Annotated in this window: 23 protein-coding genes; 4 read left to right on the forward strand and 19 right to left on the reverse strand. The window is 69.5% G+C overall.

What is annotated here, in order from left to right; genetic code table 11:
* Nucleotides 1-114: 114 nt before the first annotated feature.
* Nucleotides 115-504, reverse strand: coding sequence for a hypothetical protein (locus ACYQ8K_RS24090; protein WP_459972959.1), 390 nt, complete (start codon nt 502-504; stop codon nt 115-117).
* Between the two features lie 18 nt (nt 505-522).
* The gene (locus ACYQ8K_RS24095; protein WP_459973031.1) at nt 523-1,845 is read right to left on the reverse strand and encodes an outer membrane protein assembly factor BamB family protein; all 1,323 of its coding nucleotides are present in this window, start codon (nt 1,843-1,845) and stop codon (nt 523-525) included.
* A gap of 135 nt (nt 1,846-1,980) precedes the next feature.
* On the opposite strand from ACYQ8K_RS24095, the gene ACYQ8K_RS24100 reads away from it, so the two are divergent.
* Entirely contained in the window at nt 1,981-2,718 is a 738-nt protein-coding gene (locus ACYQ8K_RS24100; protein ID WP_459972961.1) for an acyltransferase, read from the forward strand.
* Between the two features lie 25 nt (nt 2,719-2,743).
* On the opposite strand, the gene ACYQ8K_RS24105 is transcribed toward ACYQ8K_RS24100, so the two are convergent.
* From ACYQ8K_RS24105 to ACYQ8K_RS24115, 3 genes are read right to left on the reverse strand one after another with little or no spacing between them, the layout of a single operon-like run.
* Nucleotides 2,744-4,075 carry a cryptochrome/photolyase family protein gene (locus tag ACYQ8K_RS24105; protein WP_459972963.1) on the reverse strand — a complete coding sequence of 444 codons (1,332 nt, stop codon included), beginning with the start codon at nt 4,073-4,075 and terminating at the stop codon, nt 2,744-2,746.
* A gap of 3 nt (nt 4,076-4,078) precedes the next feature.
* Nucleotides 4,079-4,558, reverse strand: a complete 480-nt coding sequence (locus ACYQ8K_RS24110) for a TspO/MBR family protein (protein ID WP_459972965.1) — start codon at nt 4,556-4,558, stop codon at nt 4,079-4,081.
* On the reverse strand, nt 4,555-6,660 hold the full coding sequence (locus tag ACYQ8K_RS24115) for an MMPL family transporter (protein WP_459972967.1): 2,106 nt from the start codon (nt 6,658-6,660) through the stop codon (nt 4,555-4,557). The genes ACYQ8K_RS24110 and ACYQ8K_RS24115 overlap by 4 nt, the downstream gene beginning before the upstream one ends.
* Nucleotides 6,661-6,805: 145 nt before the next feature.
* Here ACYQ8K_RS24115 and fni point away from each other — a divergent pair, with 145 nt between their 5' ends.
* Complete coding sequence (gene fni / locus ACYQ8K_RS24120; protein ID WP_459972969.1) at nt 6,806-7,852, forward strand: type 2 isopentenyl-diphosphate Delta-isomerase; 1,047 nt, start codon at nt 6,806-6,808, stop codon at nt 7,850-7,852.
* Nucleotides 7,853-7,863: 11 nt separating this feature from the next.
* Complete coding sequence (locus tag ACYQ8K_RS24125; protein WP_459972971.1) at nt 7,864-9,114, forward strand: glycosyltransferase; 1,251 nt, start codon at nt 7,864-7,866, stop codon at nt 9,112-9,114.
* On the opposite strand, the gene ACYQ8K_RS24130 is transcribed toward ACYQ8K_RS24125, so the two are convergent.
* From ACYQ8K_RS24130 to ACYQ8K_RS24190, 13 genes are all read right to left on the reverse strand, one after another.
* Nucleotides 9,111-9,683 carry a MarR family winged helix-turn-helix transcriptional regulator gene (locus ACYQ8K_RS24130; protein ID WP_459972973.1) on the reverse strand — a complete coding sequence of 191 codons (573 nt, stop codon included), beginning with the start codon at nt 9,681-9,683 and terminating at the stop codon, nt 9,111-9,113. The genes ACYQ8K_RS24125 and ACYQ8K_RS24130 overlap by 4 nt on opposite strands.
* Before the next feature lie 197 nt (nt 9,684-9,880).
* A complete protein-coding gene (locus tag ACYQ8K_RS24135; RefSeq protein WP_459972975.1) occupies nt 9,881-10,216 on the reverse strand; it encodes a DUF3140 domain-containing protein in 336 nt (111 codons plus the stop codon).
* A gap of 32 nt (nt 10,217-10,248) precedes the next feature.
* On the reverse strand, nt 10,249-10,464 hold the full coding sequence (locus tag ACYQ8K_RS24140; RefSeq protein WP_459972976.1) for a hypervirulence associated TUDOR domain-containing protein: 216 nt from the start codon (nt 10,462-10,464) through the stop codon (nt 10,249-10,251).
* Nucleotides 10,461-10,898 (reverse strand): hypothetical protein, encoded by a 438-nt coding sequence (locus tag ACYQ8K_RS24145; protein WP_459972978.1) that lies wholly within the window; start codon nt 10,896-10,898, stop codon nt 10,461-10,463. Before ACYQ8K_RS24145 ends, ACYQ8K_RS24140 begins: the two co-directional genes overlap by 4 nt.
* A gap of 314 nt (nt 10,899-11,212) precedes the next feature.
* Entirely contained in the window at nt 11,213-11,602 is a 390-nt protein-coding gene (locus ACYQ8K_RS24150; protein WP_459972980.1) for a DUF2784 domain-containing protein, read from the reverse strand.
* 39 nt (nt 11,603-11,641) lie between these two features.
* Nucleotides 11,642-12,652, reverse strand: a complete 1,011-nt coding sequence (locus ACYQ8K_RS24155) for a DUF5914 domain-containing protein (RefSeq protein WP_459972981.1) — start codon at nt 12,650-12,652, stop codon at nt 11,642-11,644.
* Entirely contained in the window at nt 12,649-14,175 is a 1,527-nt protein-coding gene (locus tag ACYQ8K_RS24160; protein WP_459972983.1) for a hydroxysqualene dehydroxylase, read from the reverse strand. Before ACYQ8K_RS24160 ends, ACYQ8K_RS24155 begins: the two co-directional genes overlap by 4 nt.
* On the reverse strand, nt 14,172-14,891 hold the full coding sequence (locus ACYQ8K_RS24165) for a class I SAM-dependent methyltransferase (RefSeq protein ID WP_459972985.1): 720 nt from the start codon (nt 14,889-14,891) through the stop codon (nt 14,172-14,174). Before ACYQ8K_RS24165 ends, ACYQ8K_RS24160 begins: the two co-directional genes overlap by 4 nt.
* Nucleotides 14,878-15,189: a lycopene cyclase domain-containing protein gene (locus tag ACYQ8K_RS24170; RefSeq protein WP_459972986.1), complete on the reverse strand. Its 312-nt coding sequence runs from the start codon at nt 15,187-15,189 to the stop codon at nt 14,878-14,880. The genes ACYQ8K_RS24165 and ACYQ8K_RS24170 overlap by 14 nt, the downstream gene beginning before the upstream one ends.
* The gene (locus ACYQ8K_RS24175; RefSeq protein WP_459972987.1) at nt 15,186-15,509 is read right to left on the reverse strand and encodes a lycopene cyclase domain-containing protein; all 324 of its coding nucleotides are present in this window, start codon (nt 15,507-15,509) and stop codon (nt 15,186-15,188) included. Before ACYQ8K_RS24175 ends, ACYQ8K_RS24170 begins: the two co-directional genes overlap by 4 nt.
* Complete coding sequence (locus ACYQ8K_RS24180) at nt 15,506-16,459, reverse strand: phytoene/squalene synthase family protein (RefSeq protein ID WP_459972989.1); 954 nt, start codon at nt 16,457-16,459, stop codon at nt 15,506-15,508. The genes ACYQ8K_RS24175 and ACYQ8K_RS24180 overlap by 4 nt, the downstream gene beginning before the upstream one ends.
* Nucleotides 16,456-17,976 carry a phytoene desaturase family protein gene (gene crtI / locus ACYQ8K_RS24185; RefSeq protein ID WP_459972991.1) on the reverse strand — a complete coding sequence of 507 codons (1,521 nt, stop codon included), beginning with the start codon at nt 17,974-17,976 and terminating at the stop codon, nt 16,456-16,458. The genes ACYQ8K_RS24180 and crtI overlap by 4 nt, the downstream gene beginning before the upstream one ends.
* Before the next feature lie 28 nt (nt 17,977-18,004).
* On the reverse strand, nt 18,005-19,129 hold the full coding sequence (locus ACYQ8K_RS24190; RefSeq protein ID WP_459972992.1) for a polyprenyl synthetase family protein: 1,125 nt from the start codon (nt 19,127-19,129) through the stop codon (nt 18,005-18,007).
* Between the two features lie 265 nt (nt 19,130-19,394).
* Here ACYQ8K_RS24190 and ACYQ8K_RS24195 point away from each other — a divergent pair, with 265 nt between their 5' ends.
* The gene (locus ACYQ8K_RS24195) at nt 19,395-19,892 is read left to right on the forward strand and encodes a MarR family winged helix-turn-helix transcriptional regulator (protein ID WP_459972994.1); all 498 of its coding nucleotides are present in this window, start codon (nt 19,395-19,397) and stop codon (nt 19,890-19,892) included.
* 24 nt (nt 19,893-19,916) lie between these two features.
* On the opposite strand, the gene ACYQ8K_RS24200 is transcribed toward ACYQ8K_RS24195, so the two are convergent.
* Complete coding sequence (locus ACYQ8K_RS24200; protein ID WP_459972996.1) at nt 19,917-20,348, reverse strand: STAS domain-containing protein; 432 nt, start codon at nt 20,346-20,348, stop codon at nt 19,917-19,919.
* Nucleotides 20,349-20,745: the final 397 nt, after the last annotated feature.

Below are 20,745 nucleotides of genomic sequence, written 5' to 3' on the forward strand. Positions count from 1 at the left end.
TCGGGGTGTGTGTGGTAACCACACCGATACCGGAGGTCCTCACCTACTTCCGCTCACCACGCCGTTCACAACCTGTCGAAGAGTTACATCTAGTCCCGCCGTCGCCGCGAGGGCTCAGACCGGGCCGGCCTGCAACTCCATGGCCACGGCGCCCAGCGCCAGCGCCACCTGGGCGACGCAACCGATGAGCGGGACGAAGAACGCCCGCCGCTGCCGCACCAGGAAATACACGGCGACGACGATGTCGACGACCAGGAGGGCGGCGCCGCCCCAGGTGCCCAGGTTCATGGCCCGGTCGATCCAGGCGGGATCGCCGCATTTTCGCGACCCGCACGGATCGGTGGTCATCACCAGCAGGCCCAGTAGCGCAAAGCTCGCCGCGTAGAGGCCGCCGTGGATGACCAGCAGGATGGACGTCGCCACGATGTCGGCGGCGCTGCCGCGCGGGCTTGCGGTGGTCTTGGTGGTCGCGACGCCGGGCGCCGCGGATTCATCGATCGGCACTACACGAGTATGTCCCGGTCAGGCCGGGGCAAAACCGTAAACCTGGCCGTCGCTGGTGGCGGCCACCACCCGGCGATCGGTGCCGACCGACACCCCGACCGGATAGCCGGTGGCCGCCGGCATCGGGTAGCTGCCCAGCGTGCGGCCGCTGCCCGGATCGAAGATCAGCAGCGACATGCCGGGGGCGCCGTTCGCCGGCGGCCCGCTGGCCACCGTGTAGCCGACCCCGGCGCCGGCCAGGCTCGACGTCGACAGGGGCAGCACGTCGTCGCGACGCCACACCTGATCGGCGTGATCGCCGGCGTCCTTGAACGCCGCCAGCTTCGTGTCGGGCCCGCCGCCGGCCACGATCAGCCCCTGCGGGGTGACCGCGGGCGGTGTCTGCGCCAAGAAACCCAGCGGCGCCGACCATTTCACCTTCGCGTCGGCGGTGCGCAGCGCCCACAGCCGTTGGTCGCGGCCGTTGACGTAGACGGTCGACCCGTCGGCCGACAGGACCGGGCTGGCGATCACGCCGGCGCCCACCGCGTCGCTGGTCCACTCGCGGGTCAGCAGTGGCGTCTGCCCGGGGTGGTACTTGAGCCCCACCAGGCCCGCGGCCGGAGCGCCGGGCTGCCAGACGCCGAGCACCACCATCCCGTTGGCCGCCGAGAAGGCGGGCGCGGCCGCGACGGGACAGCCCTGCCGGGCCGGCGCGCAGTCGGCGAGCCCCCGCACGGCGTCGGTGGGGTCGACGCCGTCGACCAGGTCGACCGGGCTCCCCGACACCTGGCCACGATGGGAGTCGAAGACCAGCACCTGTCCCAGATGCGTGGCCACCAGCAGCGCGCCCTGCCCGACGAATCGCGGCGTGGTGGGCATGCCGATCACCGGCTGGCGCCACCGCGTCCACTGGGTCACCGGGAAAGACAGAAGCGCGCCGGGCTGGCCGACGTAGACGTTGTCGAATCCGTCGAGCAGCGGGCCGCCGAAGCCGCCGCCCTGAACCAGACGCACACACCAACGCTGCCGCCCGTTGTTGTTGTTCTCCCATTCCATCAGCGAGCATCCCGCCGAGGTTTGGGCGTTGAGGGCCAGATAACCGCGCGCGCTGAGCGCCGGTCCGGCCGCCAGGCTGCCCTTGACCGACCGGGTCCACTGCAGCGAGAGCTTGGCGGCCCCGTCGGTGCCGGTGTAGCTGCTGTTGGCGGCGTCGGCGTACTGCGCCGGCCAGCCCTGCGCCGCCGAGGCGTCGACCCACGAGTCGGTGGTGCCGCAGGCGCCGGCCCCGATGGTGATCACCGCCGCCAACACGACGGATGACGAACGCCGGAGCCCACTGACGAGTTGTCGGGCAAGCACCTTCGGTTTTCCCAATCCTTTTCGCGTGGCGGGCCGCGCGCGGGCGGACCCGGCCGTAGGCGGCAATCGAGTACAGGTGAGGGTAACCCGTGGCGGTTCGCGGGCTTACGATTGATCGAGTTAGGCTGTCCGGCCATGACGAGCATGTGGGGCGCACCGGTCCATCGCCGTTGGCGTGGATCGAACCTGCGGGACCCGCGCCAGGCCAAGTTCCTCACGCTGGCCTCGCTGAAATGGGTGCTGCGCAACCGCGCGTACACCCCGTGGTATCTGGTGCGCTATTGGCGCCTGCTGAAGTTCAAGCTGGCCAACCCGCACATCATCACCCGAGGCATGGTGTTCCTGGGCAAGGGCGTGGAGATCCACGCGACGCCCGAGCTGGCGCAGCTCGAGATCGGCCGGTGGGTACACATCGGCGACAAGAACACCATCCGCGCCCATGAAGGCTCGCTGCGGTTCGGCGACAAGGTGGTGTTGGGTCGCGACAACGTCATCAACGCCTACCTCGACATCGAGCTCGGCGATTCGGTGTTGATGGCCGACTGGTGTTACGTCTGCGATTTCGACCACCGCATGGACAACATCGACATGCCGATCAAGGACCAGGGCATCGTCAAGTCCCCGGTGCGGATCGGGCCGGACACCTGGGTGGGCGTGAAGGTGTCGGTGCTGCGCGGCACGTCCGTCGGACGCGGTTGCGTGCTGGGATCTCACGCGGTGGTCCGCGGGGTGATCCCGGACTACTCGATCGCGGTCGGCGCACCGGCCAAGGTGGTCAAGAACCGCCAGCTCGCCTGGGAGAGCTCGGCGGCGCAGCGCGCCGAACTAGCGGCCGCGCTGGCCGACATCGAACGCAAGAAGGCCGCGCGCTAGCCGCCCGCGCCGCGGTGGCGAATCGCTATCCGATGCTCTGATAGCGCCGCAGCGCCTCGGTGCGCTCGGCGGCGTGGTCGACGATCGGCGCCGGGTAGCCGTCCGGCCGCTCACCCTTGCGCAGGTGCACGTCGTCGGCCGAGCGCAGCTCGGGTACCCAGCGCCGGATGTAATCGCCGGACGGGTCGAACTTCTCGCCCTGGGTGATCGGGTTGAACACCCGGAAGTAGGGCGCGGCATCGGTGCCGCTGCCCGCACACCACTGCCAGCCGTGCTGGTTGTTCGCCATGTCGCCGTCCACCAGCTGGTCCAGGAACCACTCGGCGCCCCACTGCCACGGCAGGTGCAGGTCCTTGACCAGAAACGACGCCACGATCATCCGCACCCGGTTGTGCATGAAGCCGGTGTCGCGCAGCTGACGCATGCCGGCGTCGACGAAGGGAAAGCCGGTCTCGCCGGCTTTCCACGCCTTGAAGCGGCGTTTGGCCTCGGCGCCGGTGTCGGTCTGGATGCCGTCGAAATCGCTGTTCCAGTTGCGCCAGGCGCTGGCCGGCCAGTGGTGCAGCACGTCGGCGTAGAAGTCACGAAAGGCCAACTCCCGCATAAAGGCTTGCGCCCCGCCGCTGTGCAGGCCGAGGTCGGCGACCAGGGTGCGGGGATGGATGGCGCCGAACTTCAGGTGCGCCGACATGCGGCTGGTCGCCGTCAGGTCCGGCCTGTTGCGGTCCTCGGCGTAGCCCTGTAATCCGTTGTCCACGAACGACTTCCATTGCTTGCGCGCCGCCGCCTCACCGGCTGCCACCTCGAGGGCCTGCCCGGGGTCCGGGATCTCGGATTGCTCGATCCGCAGCTGCGCAGGATCCAGCCAGCGTGCGGACTGCGCGCTCGACTTCGCCGGTTCGCGCCAGCCGGTCGTGCGCCACTGACGCAGAAACGGGGTGAACACTTTGTAGGGCGAGCCGTCCGGCTTGGTGACCCGACCGGGCGAGACCAGATATGGCGAGCCCGTCGCCACCAGCGGCACCGAATCCAGTGCTGCGCGCACCCGCTCGTCACGCCGCTTGCCGAACGGCGCGAAGTCCTCGGAGACGTGCACCGACGACGCATCGATTTCCCTGGCGATGCGCGGGATCTGCGCGTGGGGCTGCCCGCGGGTGACGAGCAGTCGGCCGTCGAGATCGTCGCGAAGCCGCCGCAGCGAGTCGCCCAGGTACTGCAGCCGGCGTTGTCCCGACGACTTTTCCAGGCGTGGATCGAGCACGAAGCAGGCGAGCACCTCGTCGTTTTCGGCCGCGGCGATCAGCGCCGGATGGTCGCGCAACCGCAGATCGCGGCGAAACCACAACAGTGCCGGCATGATCTAGCGGTTCAGTCGCCAGATGTGGGTGGACAGGATGGTCGCGAAGCCGCACCACAGCGGGTAGGGCAGCAACGCCAGCCCGCCGCGCGGCGTGGCTTGGGCGGTGCGCCGGACCAGATCGGCGCTGCTGGCCGTCAGCGCCGCGGCACCGACCGCGCTCGCACCCAGTTTGTGGAACCCGAAGAACAGCCAGCTCCATCCGGCATTGAGCAGCAGGTTGGCCGCCACCGCCACGGCATAATTGAGCGCCTTGTCGTGTTGCCCGGTGGCGCGAAACCGGTCGATCGCCACCGCCGACGTGCCCGCGATGTCGGCGTAGAGCGCCGTCCAGACGGTGGGAAAGGCGGCGCGGGGCGGCTGGTAGGACGGCTTGCGTAGCCGCGAGTACCACCGGGGAATGGCGTTGCCGCTGGCGATGCTTCCGGCGCCGGCGGCTGCGCCGACGGCCAGGCTCGTCGCGGCCAGTATCGACCTGTTCACGGTGTGCTCCGTTCTGGTTGTTTCCGGTCCGCTTGTTGCTCAACGGCTTTGGCGTGGGCGGGGCTGCTGGGCCACCAGATCCGGTCGCCGATGAGAGCGAACAGGGCCGGGATGACCAGCATGCGCACCACGAAGGTGTCGAGCAGAATGCCCAGGCCGACGATGATGCCCAGCTGGGTCAGGACGATCAACGGCAGCACCCCGAGCACACAGAACACGGCGGCCAAAACGATTCCCGCGCTGGTGATCACGCCCCCGGTGGCCGACACCGCCCGCACCATCCCGCCGCGGGCGCCGTGCCGCGCCGCTTCCTCGCGGGCCCGGGTGACCAAGAAGATCGTGTAGTCCACGCCGAGGGCCGCCAGGAACAGAAAGGCGAACAGCGGGGTGGTGTTGTCCAGGGCCGGGAAGCCGAAGACGTGCAGGCTCGCCCAGCCGCCCATGCCCAGCGCGGCCAGGGCGCCCAGGATCGTCGCGGCCAGCAGCGTCGGCGGAGCGAGGGCCGACCGCAGCAGCGCGTAGAGGACGATCAGGATGACGGCCAGGATCGCCGGAATCAGCAGCACCCGGTCGCGCGTGGCCGCGTCGCGAGTGTCCAGGGCCTGTGCGTCGGCGCCGCCCACCAGCGTGTGCGGGTCGGCGGCCCGCGTCGAATCCCGCAGCGCAGCAACGATGCCGAATGCCCGCTGTGACGACGGCGGTGCGTCGATCACCACCGACCACTTCGTCAGCCCCGAGCCCGACCGGCCGGACTCGGTCGCCGAGACGACGCCGGGGGTGGACGTGATCGCCCGCTGCACGGGTGCCGCGCGATCGGTGGGGCCGACGACCAGGGTCGGATTGGCCAGCCCGGCCGGAAAGTGTTCGGCCACAACGGTGTAACCGGTGACCGAGTCCGCGCGGACCCGGAACTGCTCGGTCTGCGTCAAACCGATTCGCGTTCCGAACAGGCCGGCGCCAAGTGCCGCCAGTACGGCGATGGCGACCGCGGCGACCAGCGCGGGGCGTCCGCCCACCCATTCGGCCACGCGATGCCAACCGCCGGAGTCCAGGGTTTCGTCGTCCCCGCTGTGCGGGATGAACGGCCAGAACAATCTGCGGCCGCAGACGGCGAGCAGCGGGGGCAGGATCACCAGCACCGAAATCGCGGCAACCACAAGGCCGCACGCCGCCAGGGCACCCAGGCTGCGGGTGCTCGGAGTGGACGCGAACAGCAGGGTGAGCAGCGCCAGCACCACGGTGGCGTTGCTGGCGACGATGGCCGGCCCCGCCTTGCGCACGGCATGGCGCAGCGCGCCGCGGTGCGCGGACCGGCGCCGCAGCTCCTGGCGATAGCGGGAGATCAGCAACAGCGCGTAGTTGGTGCCGGCGCCGAAGACCAGCACGCTGGTGATCCCGGAGGTGGCACCGTCGAAGCTCAGCCCGGTCAGCGAGGCCACCGCCGTGCCGACCGCGGCGGCCAGCCGATCGGCGAATCCGACCACCAGCAGCGGGACCAGCCACAGCACCGGGGAGCGGTAGGTGGCGATCAGCAACATCGCCACCACCGCCGTCGTCACCGCGAGCAGGGTGATGTTGGCGTTTGTGAAGGCGCTGGCGATGTCGGCACCGAATGCCGGGCCGCCCGTCACGTGCGCCTGCAGGTCCGAGGGCAGGCCGCTGGCCGCGGCCGTGCGCAGCGAGCCGACGGCGTCGCCCAGGGCGAGCCCGGACAGGTCGGCGCTGATCGGCACGACACCGAGGGCCGCCCTGGAATCCTGCGAGGACATTCGCGGTGCCGCCGGATTCGCGCCGGGCTGCGCCGCCGCCTGCACCCGATCGAGTGCGGCCTGGGCGGCGGCGAGATCGGACGGGCTCAGGACCCCACCATCGGCGCGGTTGACCACCACGATCAGCGGGGCTTTGTCGCCGCCGGGAAATTGCTTTGCCAGCGCGTCGACCTGCGCGGATGGGGCGGCTACCGGAACCGACCGTGGGGACTGGCCCGCGGCGGCGTTCCCGCCGACCACCACCATGACCGCGACCCCTAGCAGGGTCGTGACCAGCGCGAGCAGCCATGAACGCCGGCCCGTCACGGCGGCGGCCAAGCCATCCCACACCATGGATTCAACCCTTTCAGTTTGTTAAACATTAATCAACTGAAATGACGGACTGCCACGCCGCAGCGCCGGCGGTACGCAAGAGGGGGCACTATGGACATTATGAACGCGGGTTGTGGGCAGTGTCGGACGCGAGGGGGCGCCCGCGATGACCGCTGATCGGGGAGAGATGACCACCCGCAAGCGGCGCCATATCGACGTCTGCCTGAACGAGCCGGTCGGCTACCACGGCGTCAGCACCGGGCTGGACCGTTACGCATTGCCGTACAACGCGCTGACCCAGACGAACCTGGGCGACATCGACTTGTCCACCGGCTTTTTCGGCGCCACCCTGCGGTCGCCGATCCTGATCGGCGCGATGACCGGGGGCGCCGAGCTGTCCGGCACGATCAACCGCAATCTGGCGGCGGCCGCCCAACAGCTGGGCCTGGGCATGATGCTGGGCTCGCAGCGGATCATGCTGGACAGTGCCCTGGGGGAGCGCGCCGCGGACAGCTTCACGGTGCGCGACGTCGCCCCGGATGTGTTGCTGTTCGGCAACATCGGCCTGGCCCAACTGACGAAGACCGCGGTGCCGGACCTGGCTAAGGCTCTCGACCGGGTGGGCGCCGATGCGCTTGCCGTGCATACGAATCCGCTGCAGGAAGCCATGCAGCACAACGGCGACACCGACTTCTCCGGCTCGCTGAGCAGGCTGCGCGAGGCGGCCGACAGCCTCGACTACCCGGTGCTGCTCAAGGAGGTCGGTCACGGGATCGGTCGGGCGGCGGCCGCGGAACTTGTTGGGGGAGAAGGAGAAGTGCCGGTCTCCGGAATCGACGTCGCGGGCGCCGGTGGCACGTCGTGGTCGCGGGTCGAGCAGTTCGTGCGGTACGGCGAACTGCGCTATCCGCACCTGGCCGATTGGGGCGTGCCCACCGCCCGCGCGATCGTGGAGGTGCGCGAGGTGCTGCCGACGATCCCGTTGGTGGCATCCGGCGGCATCCGTACCGGCATGGACGCGGCCAAGGCGATCGCGCTGGGCGCCGACGTGGTGGCGGTGGCGCGGCCGCTGCTGCCCGCCGCGATCGAATCGGCTGCGGCCGTGGTCGATTGGTTGCAGCCGGTCATCGACGAGCTCAGGGTCTGCCTGCACGGCTGTGGCGCCGCGAAGCTGGCGGATCTGCGCGATGTCGACCTCATCGGCGTGGCCTAGGCCCGCGCGACGTGGCCGTCATCTTGGCGTACGGTTCGCCGGCCCTGGGGCATCTGCTGCCGACGGGTGCACTGCTGGCCGAGCTGGTGCAGCGCGGCCATGACGTCCATCTGCGCACCATGTCGGCCGGCGTCGCGGCGATGCGATCGGCCGGCGTGCAGGCCGAGCCGGTCGCCCCGGATATCGAGGCGATCTCCGGCAACGACTGGCAGGCGCGAAACGCTCTGGGAGTGCTGAGGTTATCGATCGACGTGCTGTGCCGGCGGGCGGCGCTGGAGGTCGGCGACTTTCGGCGGGCGGTGGATGCGATCCGACCCGATGCGGTCATCGTGGATGCGAACTGCTGGGGCGCCTTGTCGGCCGCCGACGCCGGCGACATCCCGTGGCTGCTCTTCTCGCCGTTCACCCCGTACCTGCGCTCCCGTGGCGTGCCGCCGTTCGGTCCCGGACTGCGTCCGCTGCCGGGCGTCGCCGGTGACATCCGGGACGCCGGGGTGCGGGCCATCGTCAGGCGCGTGTTCGACCGGCCAATGTTGCCGCGCATCAACGCGATTCGTGCCGAGCTGGGCGTGCCTGCGGCGGCGTCGGTCGACGGCTTCATGCGGCGCGCGCCCCTGGTGCTGGCCGTGGGTGGTGAGCCGTTCGAGTATCCGCATCCCGGATGGGCCGGCCTGGTGCACCATATCGGCGCGTGCGTGTTCGAGCCCACAGCGACGGCGACGCCGGCGTGGATCGACGCCATCGATCGTCCGGTGGTGCTGGTCAACACCTCCTCGTTGCGGCAGGCGGACGAGGCCCTGGGGCGGATCGCCTTGCGCGCGCTGGCCGACGATGACGTTCATGTGGTGGCGACCTTCCCGGCCGGTATACCCGCCGATCTGCCGCGGCCGGCGAACGCGACCGTCTGCCGGTTCGTGCCGCACGCGGCCATCCTCGACAAGGCCGGCTGCGCCATCACGCACGGCGGGATGGGCACGACGCTGAAGGCCCTCGATCGCGGCGTGCCGGTCTGCGTCGTGCCGTTCGCCCGCGACCAGGCCGAGGTCGCGCGGCGGGTCGAGGTTGCCCGTTGCGGCACCCGCCTGGCCGCGAGGAAACTCACCGCGGCGCGGCTGCGGGCCAAGGTGTGCGAGGCGATGACGATGGCCGGCGGTGCGCAGCGGGTGGCGGCGGGACTAGCGGCTACGGGGGGCGCGGCCCGCGGTGCCGACCTGATCGAACAGCGGCTGCTGGGTTGTGCGGCCGAAAGGCCGGTCCACTAGACGCCGCGTTTCACCGGGCTGCGACGGCCTTTGGCCGCCGAGCGCTTCGGTTCGGTCGCGGACGCCTTGGGACTCGGTGCTAGGAGTCGGGATTCGAAGTTGGCCATCGCCTCGATCATCGACGTGAACACCCGATGTGCCGCCGCCAGGTCGCGATCGGGTAGGTCGGCCAGCGCGGTATGTAGTTCGGCGCCAAGGGGAGTGAAAAACGACCGGGCCAGGGCCATCCCCGGTTTCTCGTAGCGGAGCAGGGTCTTGCGCCGGTCCTGGGGATCGGGTTCGCGCCGGACGTGGCCGGCGTCGATCATGCGATCGACGAGATAGGTGATCGCGGCCGGTGACACGTCCATGCGCCGCCGCAGCTGTGCCGCGGTCAACGGTTCTCCGGCGGTTTCGGCGACCATGATGTGCAGCAAGGCGTGGAAGTCGGTGCCGCTGACGTCGTTCTGGCGGGCGAAGTGCCGGCCGATGCGGTCTGACTGCGCGGTGATCGCGCGCATGTCGGCCGACATCAATTTCTCGAGTTCGGCCCGGTCCAATCGCCGGTCAGCGGCGGCACGCTTGGTCACTTACCCGCATCCTTCTTGCAAGATACGCCGGCCGGCGTATCGGCGACCGCTGATCGCGGCCGGCGAGACACTCGGGCGTTTCTCCTTTGTAGCCCATTGCGGGCCGACAGCGAGAGCAAACACGCCCCGCAGCGTTCCCGATGCGATCGGTGGCCATCAGCCTACGGCACCCGCGGCGGCGGGCCGGGCGGCGGGCGCTATCGGGACTTCGCGGGGTCGTGGCCCCAGTTCATCAACGAGTATCGCCAAGGGCTCTCGTCGATGTTGCCGTCCGGACGTTGCGCCAGGTGACGTTTGGCGTAGCCGACGACTTTTCGCATGTGCGCGTAGTCGGCGTCGGTGAGGTCGGCACGTTTGGCCTTGAGGATCTCGACGATGTGCCGGCCGCTGGCGTGGCCGGTGGATTCGTCACCATCCTGCTTTTGGCCGACGCTCTTGGATTCCTCGGTGTCGAGCCACTTTTCCAGCTCGCGTGCGGTCATGTTGACGGTGTCCTGGAAGCGATCCCAGGTGGCTTGTTGGTCGTCGGTCATGGTCGGTCCTCGTGGATCGGCGTTCGCGCGCATCACTTGGCGCGACGCAGCGCGCCCGGCTTGTGCACCGCGTCGGCGCCCGTCTTGTCGCTGCGCACCTTGTACTGCGGCTCGTCCTCGGACGCCCGCACCGTGCGTCCGGCGGCTTCGGTATCGGAGGTGATTTTGCCTTCGACCGTGCCCCGGACCGTGGCGCCGTGGCTTTGCCACTCCACCTTGTCGCCCTTGCTGAATTCGTTGTCGCTCACCGGGATTCACCTTTCGCCGAATCATCACTGGGGGACGCGGAGTGGGCCGGGTGTCCGGCGGTGCGGCGGCGCTGTTTCAACGCCATCTCGTGGAGGTGGCGGTGACCGTCGGTGAGTCGGGTCCGCACCAGCTGTTCGGTCTCTTTGAAACAGCGGTAGTAGCCGTCGTCGTACTCCTCGACGACCTGAAAGCTCCACCGGCCCGGCAGCACATTGCGTCCGATCAGCTCGCTGCTGATATGCCGCGCCAGATCGGCCTGGCCGATGTCGTTCAGCCGCGCCACGGCCTCGTCGAGTTGCAGGTCGGCGCGACCGGTGAGCTGATGGAAGGAATACAAATGCCCGCGAGCGCGCTCAATGGTTTCCAGCGCCTCGGTTACTCGCCCGACCGCCTGCGCAACGTCGTCGGCATCGGTGCTCGCCCCGTCGCTCATCGCATTCCTCCCCCGCGTTGGTCTATGGCATTCCCGCCGCGTGGGTGGCCGAACCGTCGTATTCAACCTTTTATGAAATGAAAGGCTTTGGCGCGAATGGTGTGCCGCGCCGCGAGGCGGTTTGAACGAGTGCGCCCCGGGTATCTGGTGTGACGATGACTGTGATCGAGACTTCCCGGCGCCTCGGGCGCGCGGAGCGCAAAGTGCTACGCCTGCAACGACGTTTGTGGTTAGCGCAGTTGGCCGTGTGGCCCACCGTGATCGCCCTGGCGGTGCTGCTGGTGGGTGGTGTGCTGTGGGTGGTGCGGCAGAGGTCAACCGGTGGTCGGCATGCGGCGGATCCCGCGGCCACTGCCCCGGCGCGCGAACACACCCCATGAGATGGCGGCGGCGGTGAACCCGAGCGCCTGTGCAGCGCCGACGCGGCCGGGCGGCACGAAATATCCCGTCACGTAACGGTCGATGAAGCCGGACGTGGGTAGCGGATCCATACCTGCACGCCGGCGCGCCCACGATTCCACCGATGTCAGCGGGCAGCGCAGCCTGAGCGCCACGACCGCGACGCCCCAGGCCACCGCCGGCACGTGCAGCAGGATGGTCCGCGGCCAGCGCAACGCGAGGAAGCCTCCGCTCGGCACGTAGAGCAGGTACGCCAGGTGAGCGCCGACGGTCACTGCGACGGCAGCGACGTAAGGCTTGCGCACGGGTCAATCCTTCCACGCGCGGCGCCCGACGTCGGGTTACTAGCCGAGTCCGGCGCGCACCTGGTAGCGGCGTTCGGCGTAGGCGAGGTCGTCGCGCCATAGTTTGGTGGCCGCATAGCGCATGAGGGGTGCGATCAGCGGCGCGGCCCGGGAGGCGCGCGCGAAGCCGGGCCGGTCCGAATGCGCGACGGTGGCTTCCAGGACCGCGGTGCGCGGTCGGCCGTCGGGACCCGAACCCATTGGCGTCGCGTGGGTTTCGACGACGCTGCCGGTCCCCTCGCCGTCCACGATGCGCATGACGATGGTGCGTGCCTCGGGGCAACTGAATTCCGCGACGACGGGCACCCCCAGGCGTCCCATCCGGAATGTCACCGCCACCAGGAATCGGTCGGCCTGTTCGGTGGGCGTCGTGAGCACGTCGAGCCGGGTGAACGAGTAGGGGTGAAACCATGCGCCGTGCCAGGGATCGAGCCGGTTGGCGATGATGTCACACGGCTCGCACACGCCTTCCATGCGGGCGACCGCGCTCAGGGTGCTACCGGTCGGCCGTTGCGCAAGCACCGGCCGGTCCAGCGGCTCCTCCTTGCCCACCGCGTCGAGCCGCACCCACGTCAGCACGCCGTCGTCGTGACTGGGCAGCGGGCTCCAGCCGAACTCGCGGGCGTGTCCGTCCAGCGTCAGCCCGTGCCAGCGGCAGATCAGCGTGCCCCGGTGCACCGTGCCGGTCGCGAGGTCGGCGCCCAAATGGGGACAACTGCGCGGCCCCACGCACAGCCGGCCCTGTTCGTCACGCCAGGCGACGATGTCGACACCGGCGACGCGCGTGCCGACGGGTCGCCCGGCGGGAACCCGGTCGCTGGCCGCGAACGCGTACCAGTTGCCGGTGGGTTTGCGCTGCGAGCGTTGCAGCGCGCCCTCGATGATGGCGGGCTGTGCGTCGCGATACGTCGGACGCTGATCGGCCCATGACGCGCGCGGGATCACCTGCAGTGGCCAGTCTTTGGCCCGGGCGGCCGACAGGCGTTGCTGAAGCTGTGCGCGAATCCTCATGATCGGGTGGCTCTTTCGCAGGCGGCAAGCCATCGCAGCAGTGGTGACCGGCCTTGGGTGGGTACCGTGGCCAACGGGTGTCCGGCTAGTCCCCATCGTTGCAGGAGTTGGTTGGCGGCGCACCAGCCGGTGGTGGCGGCCCGCTCCATCAGTGCCACCGGCAGGTCGATGCGGATGGCGTCGCCGGCCAGCAGCAATCCCGGCGTGGGCGTGACGATCGGGGGACGGAGGGGATAGGAGCCGGGTGAAAACAGCGGGCAGTCGCTGCGATGCAGCAGCCTCTCGTGGACGATCTGCGCCGCGGCGGTTTCGGGATACACCCTGTGCAGTTGCCGCAGCATGGCGGCCCGCGACGGCGCAGAATCCAATGCGTACGAGTGCAATTCGACGACAGAGCCGCGGTGCGCGGCGGCCCAGTCCCGCGCCTGGCGTTCGTAGCGCTCCAGCACGCTGATGTTATCGAGCGGTTCGTGTCCGGCGGTGCCCAGGAACGCCGGCCGGTGCGCCGCCACCGGGCGGTCGAGCCACAGCCGGTGCACGGCGAACGGCGGCGCGGTGCGCAGCCGGGCTATCCGGGCGCGCCACTCGTCGGTGCCCAGGTCGCGCGACGCCGCAACGATGCGCTGCAAACCCGCGATGTCGGTGGCCAATACGACGGCGTCGACGTCGCAGTGGTCATCGGAATCGGTATGCAGCCTGAAGGTGTCGGCCGGCTCCGTGTCGATGCGCAGGACGTTGGTGGCGAGCCGGAACCGTACGCCCCGCCCCTCGAGGTAGCCGCGTAACGGCTGCCACAGCGCGCTGTCGTAGTTCGCGCACGGCACGTCGAAGATCAGCCCTTCCGACGACCCCAGGAAGTAGATGTGAAACATGGTCGCCAACTCGGCCGCGGAAAGGTTGGCGGGGTCGGCGAAGAAGCTGCGGGAGAACACCTCGAACGCCAGATGCCTTGCCGCCTCCGGGAATCGGATGTCCTCGAGAAACGTCGCGGCGTCGGTGCCGTCCAGGCGCTGGTAGGTGCCGGGCACCGAAACGGCCGCCAGCGGTGCGGCCGCGCGGGCGTCGATGCGGGTGAAGTCACGAAGCCGGAACGTGGGACTGCGTGCCGCGAAGACCACGGCGTTCCATGGCGGGGTGCGCGGTAGTCCGCGGAAGCTGTCGCGCCGGCCGTCCCCGTCGATCAGCGGGTAATCCTCGACGGGGGTGAGCATGCGCAATTGCGGGTCGATCCGGCGCAGCAGCGCGCGCAGGTTGTAGTACTGCCGGAAGAACGCGTGGAAGCCACGGTTCATCGCGAGCTCGACGCCGCCGTCGCGCTCGGTCCAGCCCCCCACCCGGCCGCCGAGATAATCGTCGCGTTCGATTACCTCGACGGCGACGCCGCGTTCGGCGAGCCCGGTGGCGGCGCTCAGCCCGGCGATCCCGCCGCCGACGACGGCCACCCGCGGGCGCGACTCCAGCGCGTCCGCATCCGGCAAACCTGTTGGTGCGGCGAATGTTCGGCGATGCCGGTCGAGGCTCATCGCGGCGCATCCGCCAGAAAGGTGTGCACGATGTTGGCTTCCCAGCCGGGCATCGTCTCGCTGTGCACCGCGGTGAAGCCGGCGTCGGCGAGCCGAGTCCGAAATCGCGCGGCGCCGTCGAACGCCAGCACGCTGCGCCACAGGTAGCGGTACAGCCCGGTGTCGCGGGTGCGCCACCACCCGGCGGGGATGATGACGCCCCAGCACACGGCGTGCCAGATGCGGGTGGCCGCGGGGGAGTCACGCACCGAATATTCATGCACCGCAAGGGTTCCACCCGGCCGCAACAGCTCGCGGAACCTGCGCAGCTGTGCGTCGCGGTCGGCGACGTTGCGGATCAGGTAGGCGGCCAGGATGCCGTCGAACGGTCCGGTGATCCCGTGCTCGGCCAGCTGCTCGACCGGGGTGTGGACGAAGCGCACCGAGGCGGGCCAGTCCTTGGCGCGCGCCGCATCCAGCATGCCCCGCGACGCGTCGACGGCGACGATGTCGGCGTCGGGCGCGACGGCGAGCAGCGCGGCCGTCGAGGCGCCCGTGCCGCATCCGGCGTCGAGTAACCGTAACCCCCTGCCGCGGTTCGGAATCCGCATCCGCTGGGCCGACAGGGACAGCTGCGCGTGGTAGCCGGGGCTGGCCCCGACCAGTCGGTCGTAGGCCGGCGCACCCGCGTCGAACGCGGCCGTCAACTCGCCGGGAACCGCATCACCGACGCGCACGTTGCCGCTCCCACAGCAGCAGCACCGCGGTGACCAACGCGAAGCCGAACAGGAAATCCTCGACCGGGATGTCGAACGGGAAACGCACGCCGCTCAGTTGTCGGTCGTCATAGATGACGATGGGGGAGCTGAGCTTGGTCAGCCACCCGTCCACCGGGATCTGGAACCCCAACACGATCAGCATCGACAGCCAGTACGCCGGCCGCCGGAAGAGCCCGGTCCGCAGCACCGCCAATTCCAGTGCGCAGACCAGCAATACCGCCAGCGCGGCCGGCAGGGTGTAGCCGAGGCCGGTCATCGACGATGCACCTTCTCCAGGATGGTGGTCACGGCGTTGTAGGTCAGCAACGCGCACACCGGGATGACGAGGAAGAACAGCACCTCTTCGATCGGCACCCGAAACGGGATGCTCAGGCCGCACAGGTAGTTGCGGTCGTAGGTCCACACGTGCGCGGCCACCGCGATCGCATCCCAGACCAAGAACACCGCGGCCACCGGCACGACCGCCTTGAGGGCCCGCCGCCACTGCCGGTAGACGCCGGGGCCGAAGATTTCCAGCGGCGCGGTGATCACCAGGCATGCGGCGAGCACCGCCAGGTATTGCCACCGATCGCTCATGCGGCCCCCGATTGACGAACGCCCCGCGCGCCGTTCCGCGCCCGCCACGACCGTATCAGCCCCGCGCCGGCGACCCGAAGCCGTCGCGCCGTGCCGACGGTGGCCCGGTGATCGAATACCGCGAAGTCGCTTCGTTCGATGCAATCCAAGATCGCCGAATACAGGGCCGCCGCGGTCGCCACGCACGGTCGCGAGCGGTGGGCGAGCGTAGCGATTCCGCCTGCGGCGAATCGGTAGGTCTGCCGGGCGATTTCGTGCTGGGCGAGCAGGGCCCGGCGCACCCGCGGATCGGTGCGGCGCTGCGCGTGACACCACATCAGCAGCTCTCGGTCGACGCCCTCGGCGGCCAGCTCGTCGGCCGGCAGGTAAACCCGGCCGCGCTGCAGATCCTCGTCGACGTCGCGCAGGAAGTTGGTCAGCTGAAACGCCCGCCCCAGCGCCGCAGCGTACGGGGCGGCCTCCTGCACCGGCGTCACGGTGCCCAATATCGGAAGCACTTGCAGCCCAATGGCTTCCGCGGAGCCCCGCATGTAGCGGTTGAGGGCGTTGCGGTCGGGATAATCGGCGACCGTGAGGTCCATCCGCATCGAAGCCAGGAAGTCCTCGAACAGATCCGCGCTGATCCGGTAGCGCCGCACGGTGTCGGTGACCGCGGCGACCAGCGGATCCTCCAGGTGCGCTCCGTCGCCGAAGAAGCGCTCCGACAGCTGCTGCAGCCGCAGGCCGCGGGCGTCGGCGTCGACCTGCGGGTCGAGGTCGTCGAGGATGTCGTCGGCGTAACGGGCGAAGCCGTACAGCGCGTGCACGGGCGGCCGCTGGTCGGGTGCGAGCAGCCGGGTGGCCAGGAAGAAGGTGCGGCCGTGCGCGGCATTGAGTTCGCGGCACCGCCGGTATCCGTCGCGCAGCCGCGGATCGTCGATTCCGGCCGCGGTCAACTCGCCGCGCATCACGGTAGCCCCGCCTTCATGTCGATGTGCGCGGCCGATCGCGCGCCGACGCCGGTGATGCGGTCGGCGGCGAGCCGCCCCGAGATCAGCGTGGTCGGCACGCCGACGCCGGGCACGGTGGAGGACCCGGCGAGCACCGCGTTGTCGATGCCGCGCACCAGGTTGCCCGGTCGGAACGGCCCCGTCTGACCGAACGTGTGGGCGAGCGCGAACGGGCTGCCGGCCGCCATGCCCTGCCGCGCCCAGTCGGCCGGCGTGACGACGTCCAAAACCGTTGCGTCGTGCGGCAAACCGGGCAGCAGCCGGTCGGCGACGTGCGCGATCATGTCCTCGACGTAGCCGCCGCCGGTGGCGGCCCAATCGATGGCGCCGCGCTGCAGGTTCGGCGCCGGCGCGAGTACGTAGAGCAGGTCGCGGCCCTCGGGGGCCAGGGACGGGTCGCTGGCTGTCGGGCGGGTGACCAACAGGGATGGGTCGCGCATCAGCTGTCCGTCGTCGACGATGTCGGTGAAGGTTTGATCCCATGCCTCGCCGAACAGGATGGTGTGGTGGGCCGTCGTGGATGCGATTGCGGGACAACCCAAGTGCGCGACGACGGCCGAGGGTGAGGGCCGCAGCCGCAGCGCGCGGCGCGGTGTGCGGCCCAGCAACGCGTAGGTCTGCGGCAGCTCGGTGGTCAGCACCACCGCATCGCAGGCGATGCGCCCGGCCCGCTCGGTCACCACCGCGCTGACCCGGCCGCCGGTGTGCTCGAGCGCGGTAACGGTTGCGCCGTAACGGAATCGGACACCGGCGCCGGCGGCGGCCGCGGCCAGTGCGTCGGGCAGCGCCCGCACGCCCCCGCGCGGGAATACCACACCCGAGATGGTGTCCATGTAGGCGATCACCGCGTACACCGCCAGCGCGTCGCGCGGCGCCACGCCGGCATACAGCGACTGGAAGGTGAAGATCCGTCGCAGCCGCGGGTCGCTGATGTACCGCCTGACCATCCGGTCCCACTTGCGGAAGCCGCCGATCGCGGTCAGCTGCGCCAACTGCGGGGTGAGCAGCGACAGCGGGGAATCGAAGTTCGCGGCGATGAAGCCGTCGAATTCGGTGCGGTACAAACGCGTCAACCACTTCCGCAGCCGCCGGTAGCCCGCTGCCTGCCCGAAGCCAGCGAACTCCGCGACGGCGTCGGCCATCCGATCCTCGTCACTGTGCACGTCCAGCGCGCTGCCGTCGGCGAACACGGCGCGGTAAGCCGGGTCGACCGTCAACAGCTCCATGCGGTCGTTCACTCGCTCGCCCACGGCCGCGAACGTCTCGTCGATGATGTCCGGCATGGTGAGCACCGTCGGCCCGGTGTCGATCCGGTAGCCGTCGATGTCGAGACGACCGGCCCGCCCGCCGGGCCACGGCTCGCGCTCCACCACCGTGACCGCGCGCCCGCGGCCGGCCAGGTGCAGCGCCGCGGAAAGGCCGGCCAGGCCCGCGCCGATCACCACCACGTGATCCCCGCGCCCCTCGATGGTTCGCATGATCACCAGGCTTCCCGGTCGGTGCTATTCATTGGGCGCGATCCGTGCAGACGTCCGCCATTTCGGCCAGCGCGGTGCGAACGGGCTCGTCGATCGGCAGGTCGCTGAGGTGGTCGCGCGCGGCAGCGACGCGGTCGCCGATCATCTCCTCGATCAGCCGCACCGCTCCCGTCTCGACGATCAGCGCTTTCCACCGGTCGATCGCGTCGTCGTCGAGGGTTTCACGATCAGCGAGCTCGATGAGTTCACGCCGGGACGGCGGATCGGCCAGTTGGTGGGCGGCCACCACGACGCTGGTCGCCTTGCGCTCCCGCAGATCGCCGGCGCCGGGCTTGCCCGTCACCGCCGGCGCGCCGAAAACGCCGAGCACGTCGTCGCGAAGCTGGAATGCCTCGCCGACGGCGGTGCCGTAGCGGCCCAGTTGCGACAGCGTCCGATCGTCGCACTCGCCCATGGCCGCGCCGATTTCCAGCGGTCGGCGCACCGTGTAGTTCCCGGACTTGCGCCGCGCCACGTCGAGCACGGCTTTTAGGCCCGGCAACTGGCGCGCGTCGTTGATCAGGTCGGCGAATTGCCCGACGGCGAGTTCGGTGCGCATGGCGTCGTAGCGTGGCCACGCGCGTCGCAGGCGCCGGGGTTCGACGCCGCTGTCGCGCAGCATCTGCTCGGCCCAGATGAGGCACAGGTCGCCGAGCAGAATGGCGGCGGATTCGCCGAATCGCCGCGACGAGCCGCACAATCCGCGCTCGCGATGCCATTGGCTGAATTGCCGATGCGCCGACGGGCGGCCGCGCCGTTCGTCGGAACCGTCCATGACGTCGTCCTGCAGCAGCGCAAAGGCGTGCAGCAACTCGAAACTGGCCGCGGCCCGCAGGGCCGCGTCGTCGGGCGACGCGCCGCACAGCCAGCCCAGGTACACGAACGTCGACCGCAGGCACTTACCGCCGGAGACGAACTGCACCAGGATGTCGCCGGCGGCATCGATGCGCGCATCGTCCAGTTCGCCGGCATGTCGCGCGACGATGAAATCGGCGACCTCCCCCAACACCATGCGCCGCACGTTGGACCGCCACGCGTCGAAATCGTCGGCGCTCAGCCAGCCGATCGCGACCGGCGGCGAGGCCGTGGCCGGTGAAAACGACAAAGCTCCCATAGTGCCCAAGCGCTCCCTCCCGGACGGCTTGGCATGCCAGCCCTGTCCGGCCCAAACACCCGCGTCATACCCGCCGATGAGGCGGGCAAAACCACAGCGCTGACCGTCGGACGCGCCCTTGCGCCGACAGCTACCACATACCGCCTTGTTCAATAACTTAAACATTAATTTAATGAACTTCAGCCTCCGGCGCCAGCAGGCGTCTGCACGCTGAAACATTCAGTAACTGAAATGTCACCCCAATCGGCGATATGCTCGCAGCGTTATGGACGCCGATGCGCAGCGCTGCGGCCGCGATGAGCTGGAGTCGCTGATCTCGGCCGATCTGCGGGAGCTGTCAACCGAGTCCGATCAGATCGGCCGTTCGTTCGCGCTGATACATAGCCTGCGGCCCAACGATTTTCGTGCCCTGCTTTACATCATGGTGGCTGAGACCGGCGGGCGGCCGATGACGTCGAGCGACCTCAGCCAGCGGATGGGGCTGTCCGGTTCGGCGATCACCTATCTGGTGGACCGGTTGATCGACGCCGGACAGATCCGCCGCGACAATCACCCGGTCGACCGCCGAAAGGTCGTGTTGCGCAACGATGAACCCGGCCTGGCCACCGCCCGGTCGTTCTTCAGTCCGCTCAACGCGCACACCCGCGTCGCGCTCGCGGACTTACCCAATGCGGACCTGACCGCCGCGCACCGGGTGTTCGTCGCGCTGATCGACGCGCTACGGCACTTTCAGGACGAATTGGGCGCTGCGCCGAAATCCTGACCAGCGCAGGGGGTTAGCCGACTATCACGACGCGGCGCTGTGTGTGGTACGGGCCCGAGCCGGTCGCGGCCGGGCCAGATCGGAGAGGAACTGTCGTCGCGCTCGCAGAATGTCTTCCAGGTTCTGGAACGCCTCGGGCACCGAGCCGGCGATCGACAGCCCGTTGTGATGCACGATCCGCAACAGGGGGCGAACCGCCGCGCCACCCACCACTGCGCAGTACACGCGCGCCTTGCGGAACTCGTCGTTGAGGAACAGCAGCGCCCGAAATCCCTCCACGCTGACGAAGCGAAGATGACTGAGGTCAAGGACAAGAGGAGTCTTGAGGCGGGCGAAGTTCCGGATCGCGTGGGTGAGGTCCTTCGCGTTCGACGCGTCGATCTCGCCGTCGACGCGCAGGACCGTGCCGAGATTGCGCGCATAGACGAACAGGTGTGCCCCGTCGAAGTGGGCCATGTACCGGCACCGGTCGGGGTCATGTGGGTCCGCTGAATTTGCGGAGCGAATAGCGGCCATGAGAGCGCCTATCGGATGGTGGTGAGAGGGGAGTGAACGGTGTTCTGCGCACCGCTCCCGTCAGAGACGCAGCTGTGAACTCAACCTGTCGGCAGCCTACCGCCGAGGTGAGCGCCCAGATACCGATATGCCGAACCCCCCGGAACGCGCCGCGAACACGGTGCGAGCGCGACCAGCGTTTTCCGACGCGGTTCACCGGTGTAGACGCGTGAGGAGTTCGTTCCCCGGCCTTTTGGCAACCATTCCGTGTTCGCTTGGTGGCCGGTCCCGGGGTGGTTTGCCCCCATTGGGGGCGGGTATACGCGTGCATAACAACGAATGCGGTAGACCCCCTGAT

This window comes from Mycobacterium sp. MUNTM1, from assembly GCF_054660795.1.

Bases quoted from the DNA above. Each gene is read 5' to 3' on its own strand.
- ACYQ8K_RS24155 (WP_459972981.1), bottom strand. From the start codon at position 12,652: ATGAGGATTCGCGCACAGCTTCAGCAACGCCTGTCGGCCGCCCGGGCC.
- ACYQ8K_RS24145 (WP_459972978.1), bottom strand. From the start codon at position 10,898: ATGAGCGACGGGGCGAGCACCGATGCCGACGACGTTGCGCAGGCGGTC.
- ACYQ8K_RS24100 (WP_459972961.1), top strand. From the start codon at position 1,981: ATGACGAGCATGTGGGGCGCACCGGTCCATCGCCGTTGGCGTGGATCG.
- fni (WP_459972969.1), top strand. From the start codon at position 6,806: ATGACCGCTGATCGGGGAGAGATGACCACCCGCAAGCGGCGCCATATC.
- ACYQ8K_RS24195 (WP_459972994.1), top strand. From the start codon at position 19,395: ATGGACGCCGATGCGCAGCGCTGCGGCCGCGATGAGCTGGAGTCGCTG.
- ACYQ8K_RS24135 (WP_459972975.1), bottom strand. From the start codon at position 10,216: ATGACCGACGACCAACAAGCCACCTGGGATCGCTTCCAGGACACCGTC.
- ACYQ8K_RS24175 (WP_459972987.1), bottom strand. From the start codon at position 15,509: ATGAGCGATCGGTGGCAATACCTGGCGGTGCTCGCCGCATGCCTGGTG.
- ACYQ8K_RS24200 (WP_459972996.1), bottom strand. From the start codon at position 20,348: ATGGCCCACTTCGACGGGGCACACCTGTTCGTCTATGCGCGCAATCTC.
- ACYQ8K_RS24105 (WP_459972963.1), bottom strand. From the start codon at position 4,075: ATGCCGGCACTGTTGTGGTTTCGCCGCGATCTGCGGTTGCGCGACCAT.
- crtI (WP_459972991.1), bottom strand. From the start codon at position 17,976: ATGCGAACCATCGAGGGGCGCGGGGATCACGTGGTGGTGATCGGCGCG.
- ACYQ8K_RS24115 (WP_459972967.1), bottom strand. From the start codon at position 6,660: ATGGTGTGGGATGGCTTGGCCGCCGCCGTGACGGGCCGGCGTTCATGG.
- ACYQ8K_RS24190 (WP_459972992.1), bottom strand. From the start codon at position 19,129: ATGGGAGCTTTGTCGTTTTCACCGGCCACGGCCTCGCCGCCGGTCGCG.
- ACYQ8K_RS24160 (WP_459972983.1), bottom strand. From the start codon at position 14,175: ATGAGCCTCGACCGGCATCGCCGAACATTCGCCGCACCAACAGGTTTG.
- ACYQ8K_RS24170 (WP_459972986.1), bottom strand. From the start codon at position 15,189: ATGACCGGCCTCGGCTACACCCTGCCGGCCGCGCTGGCGGTATTGCTG.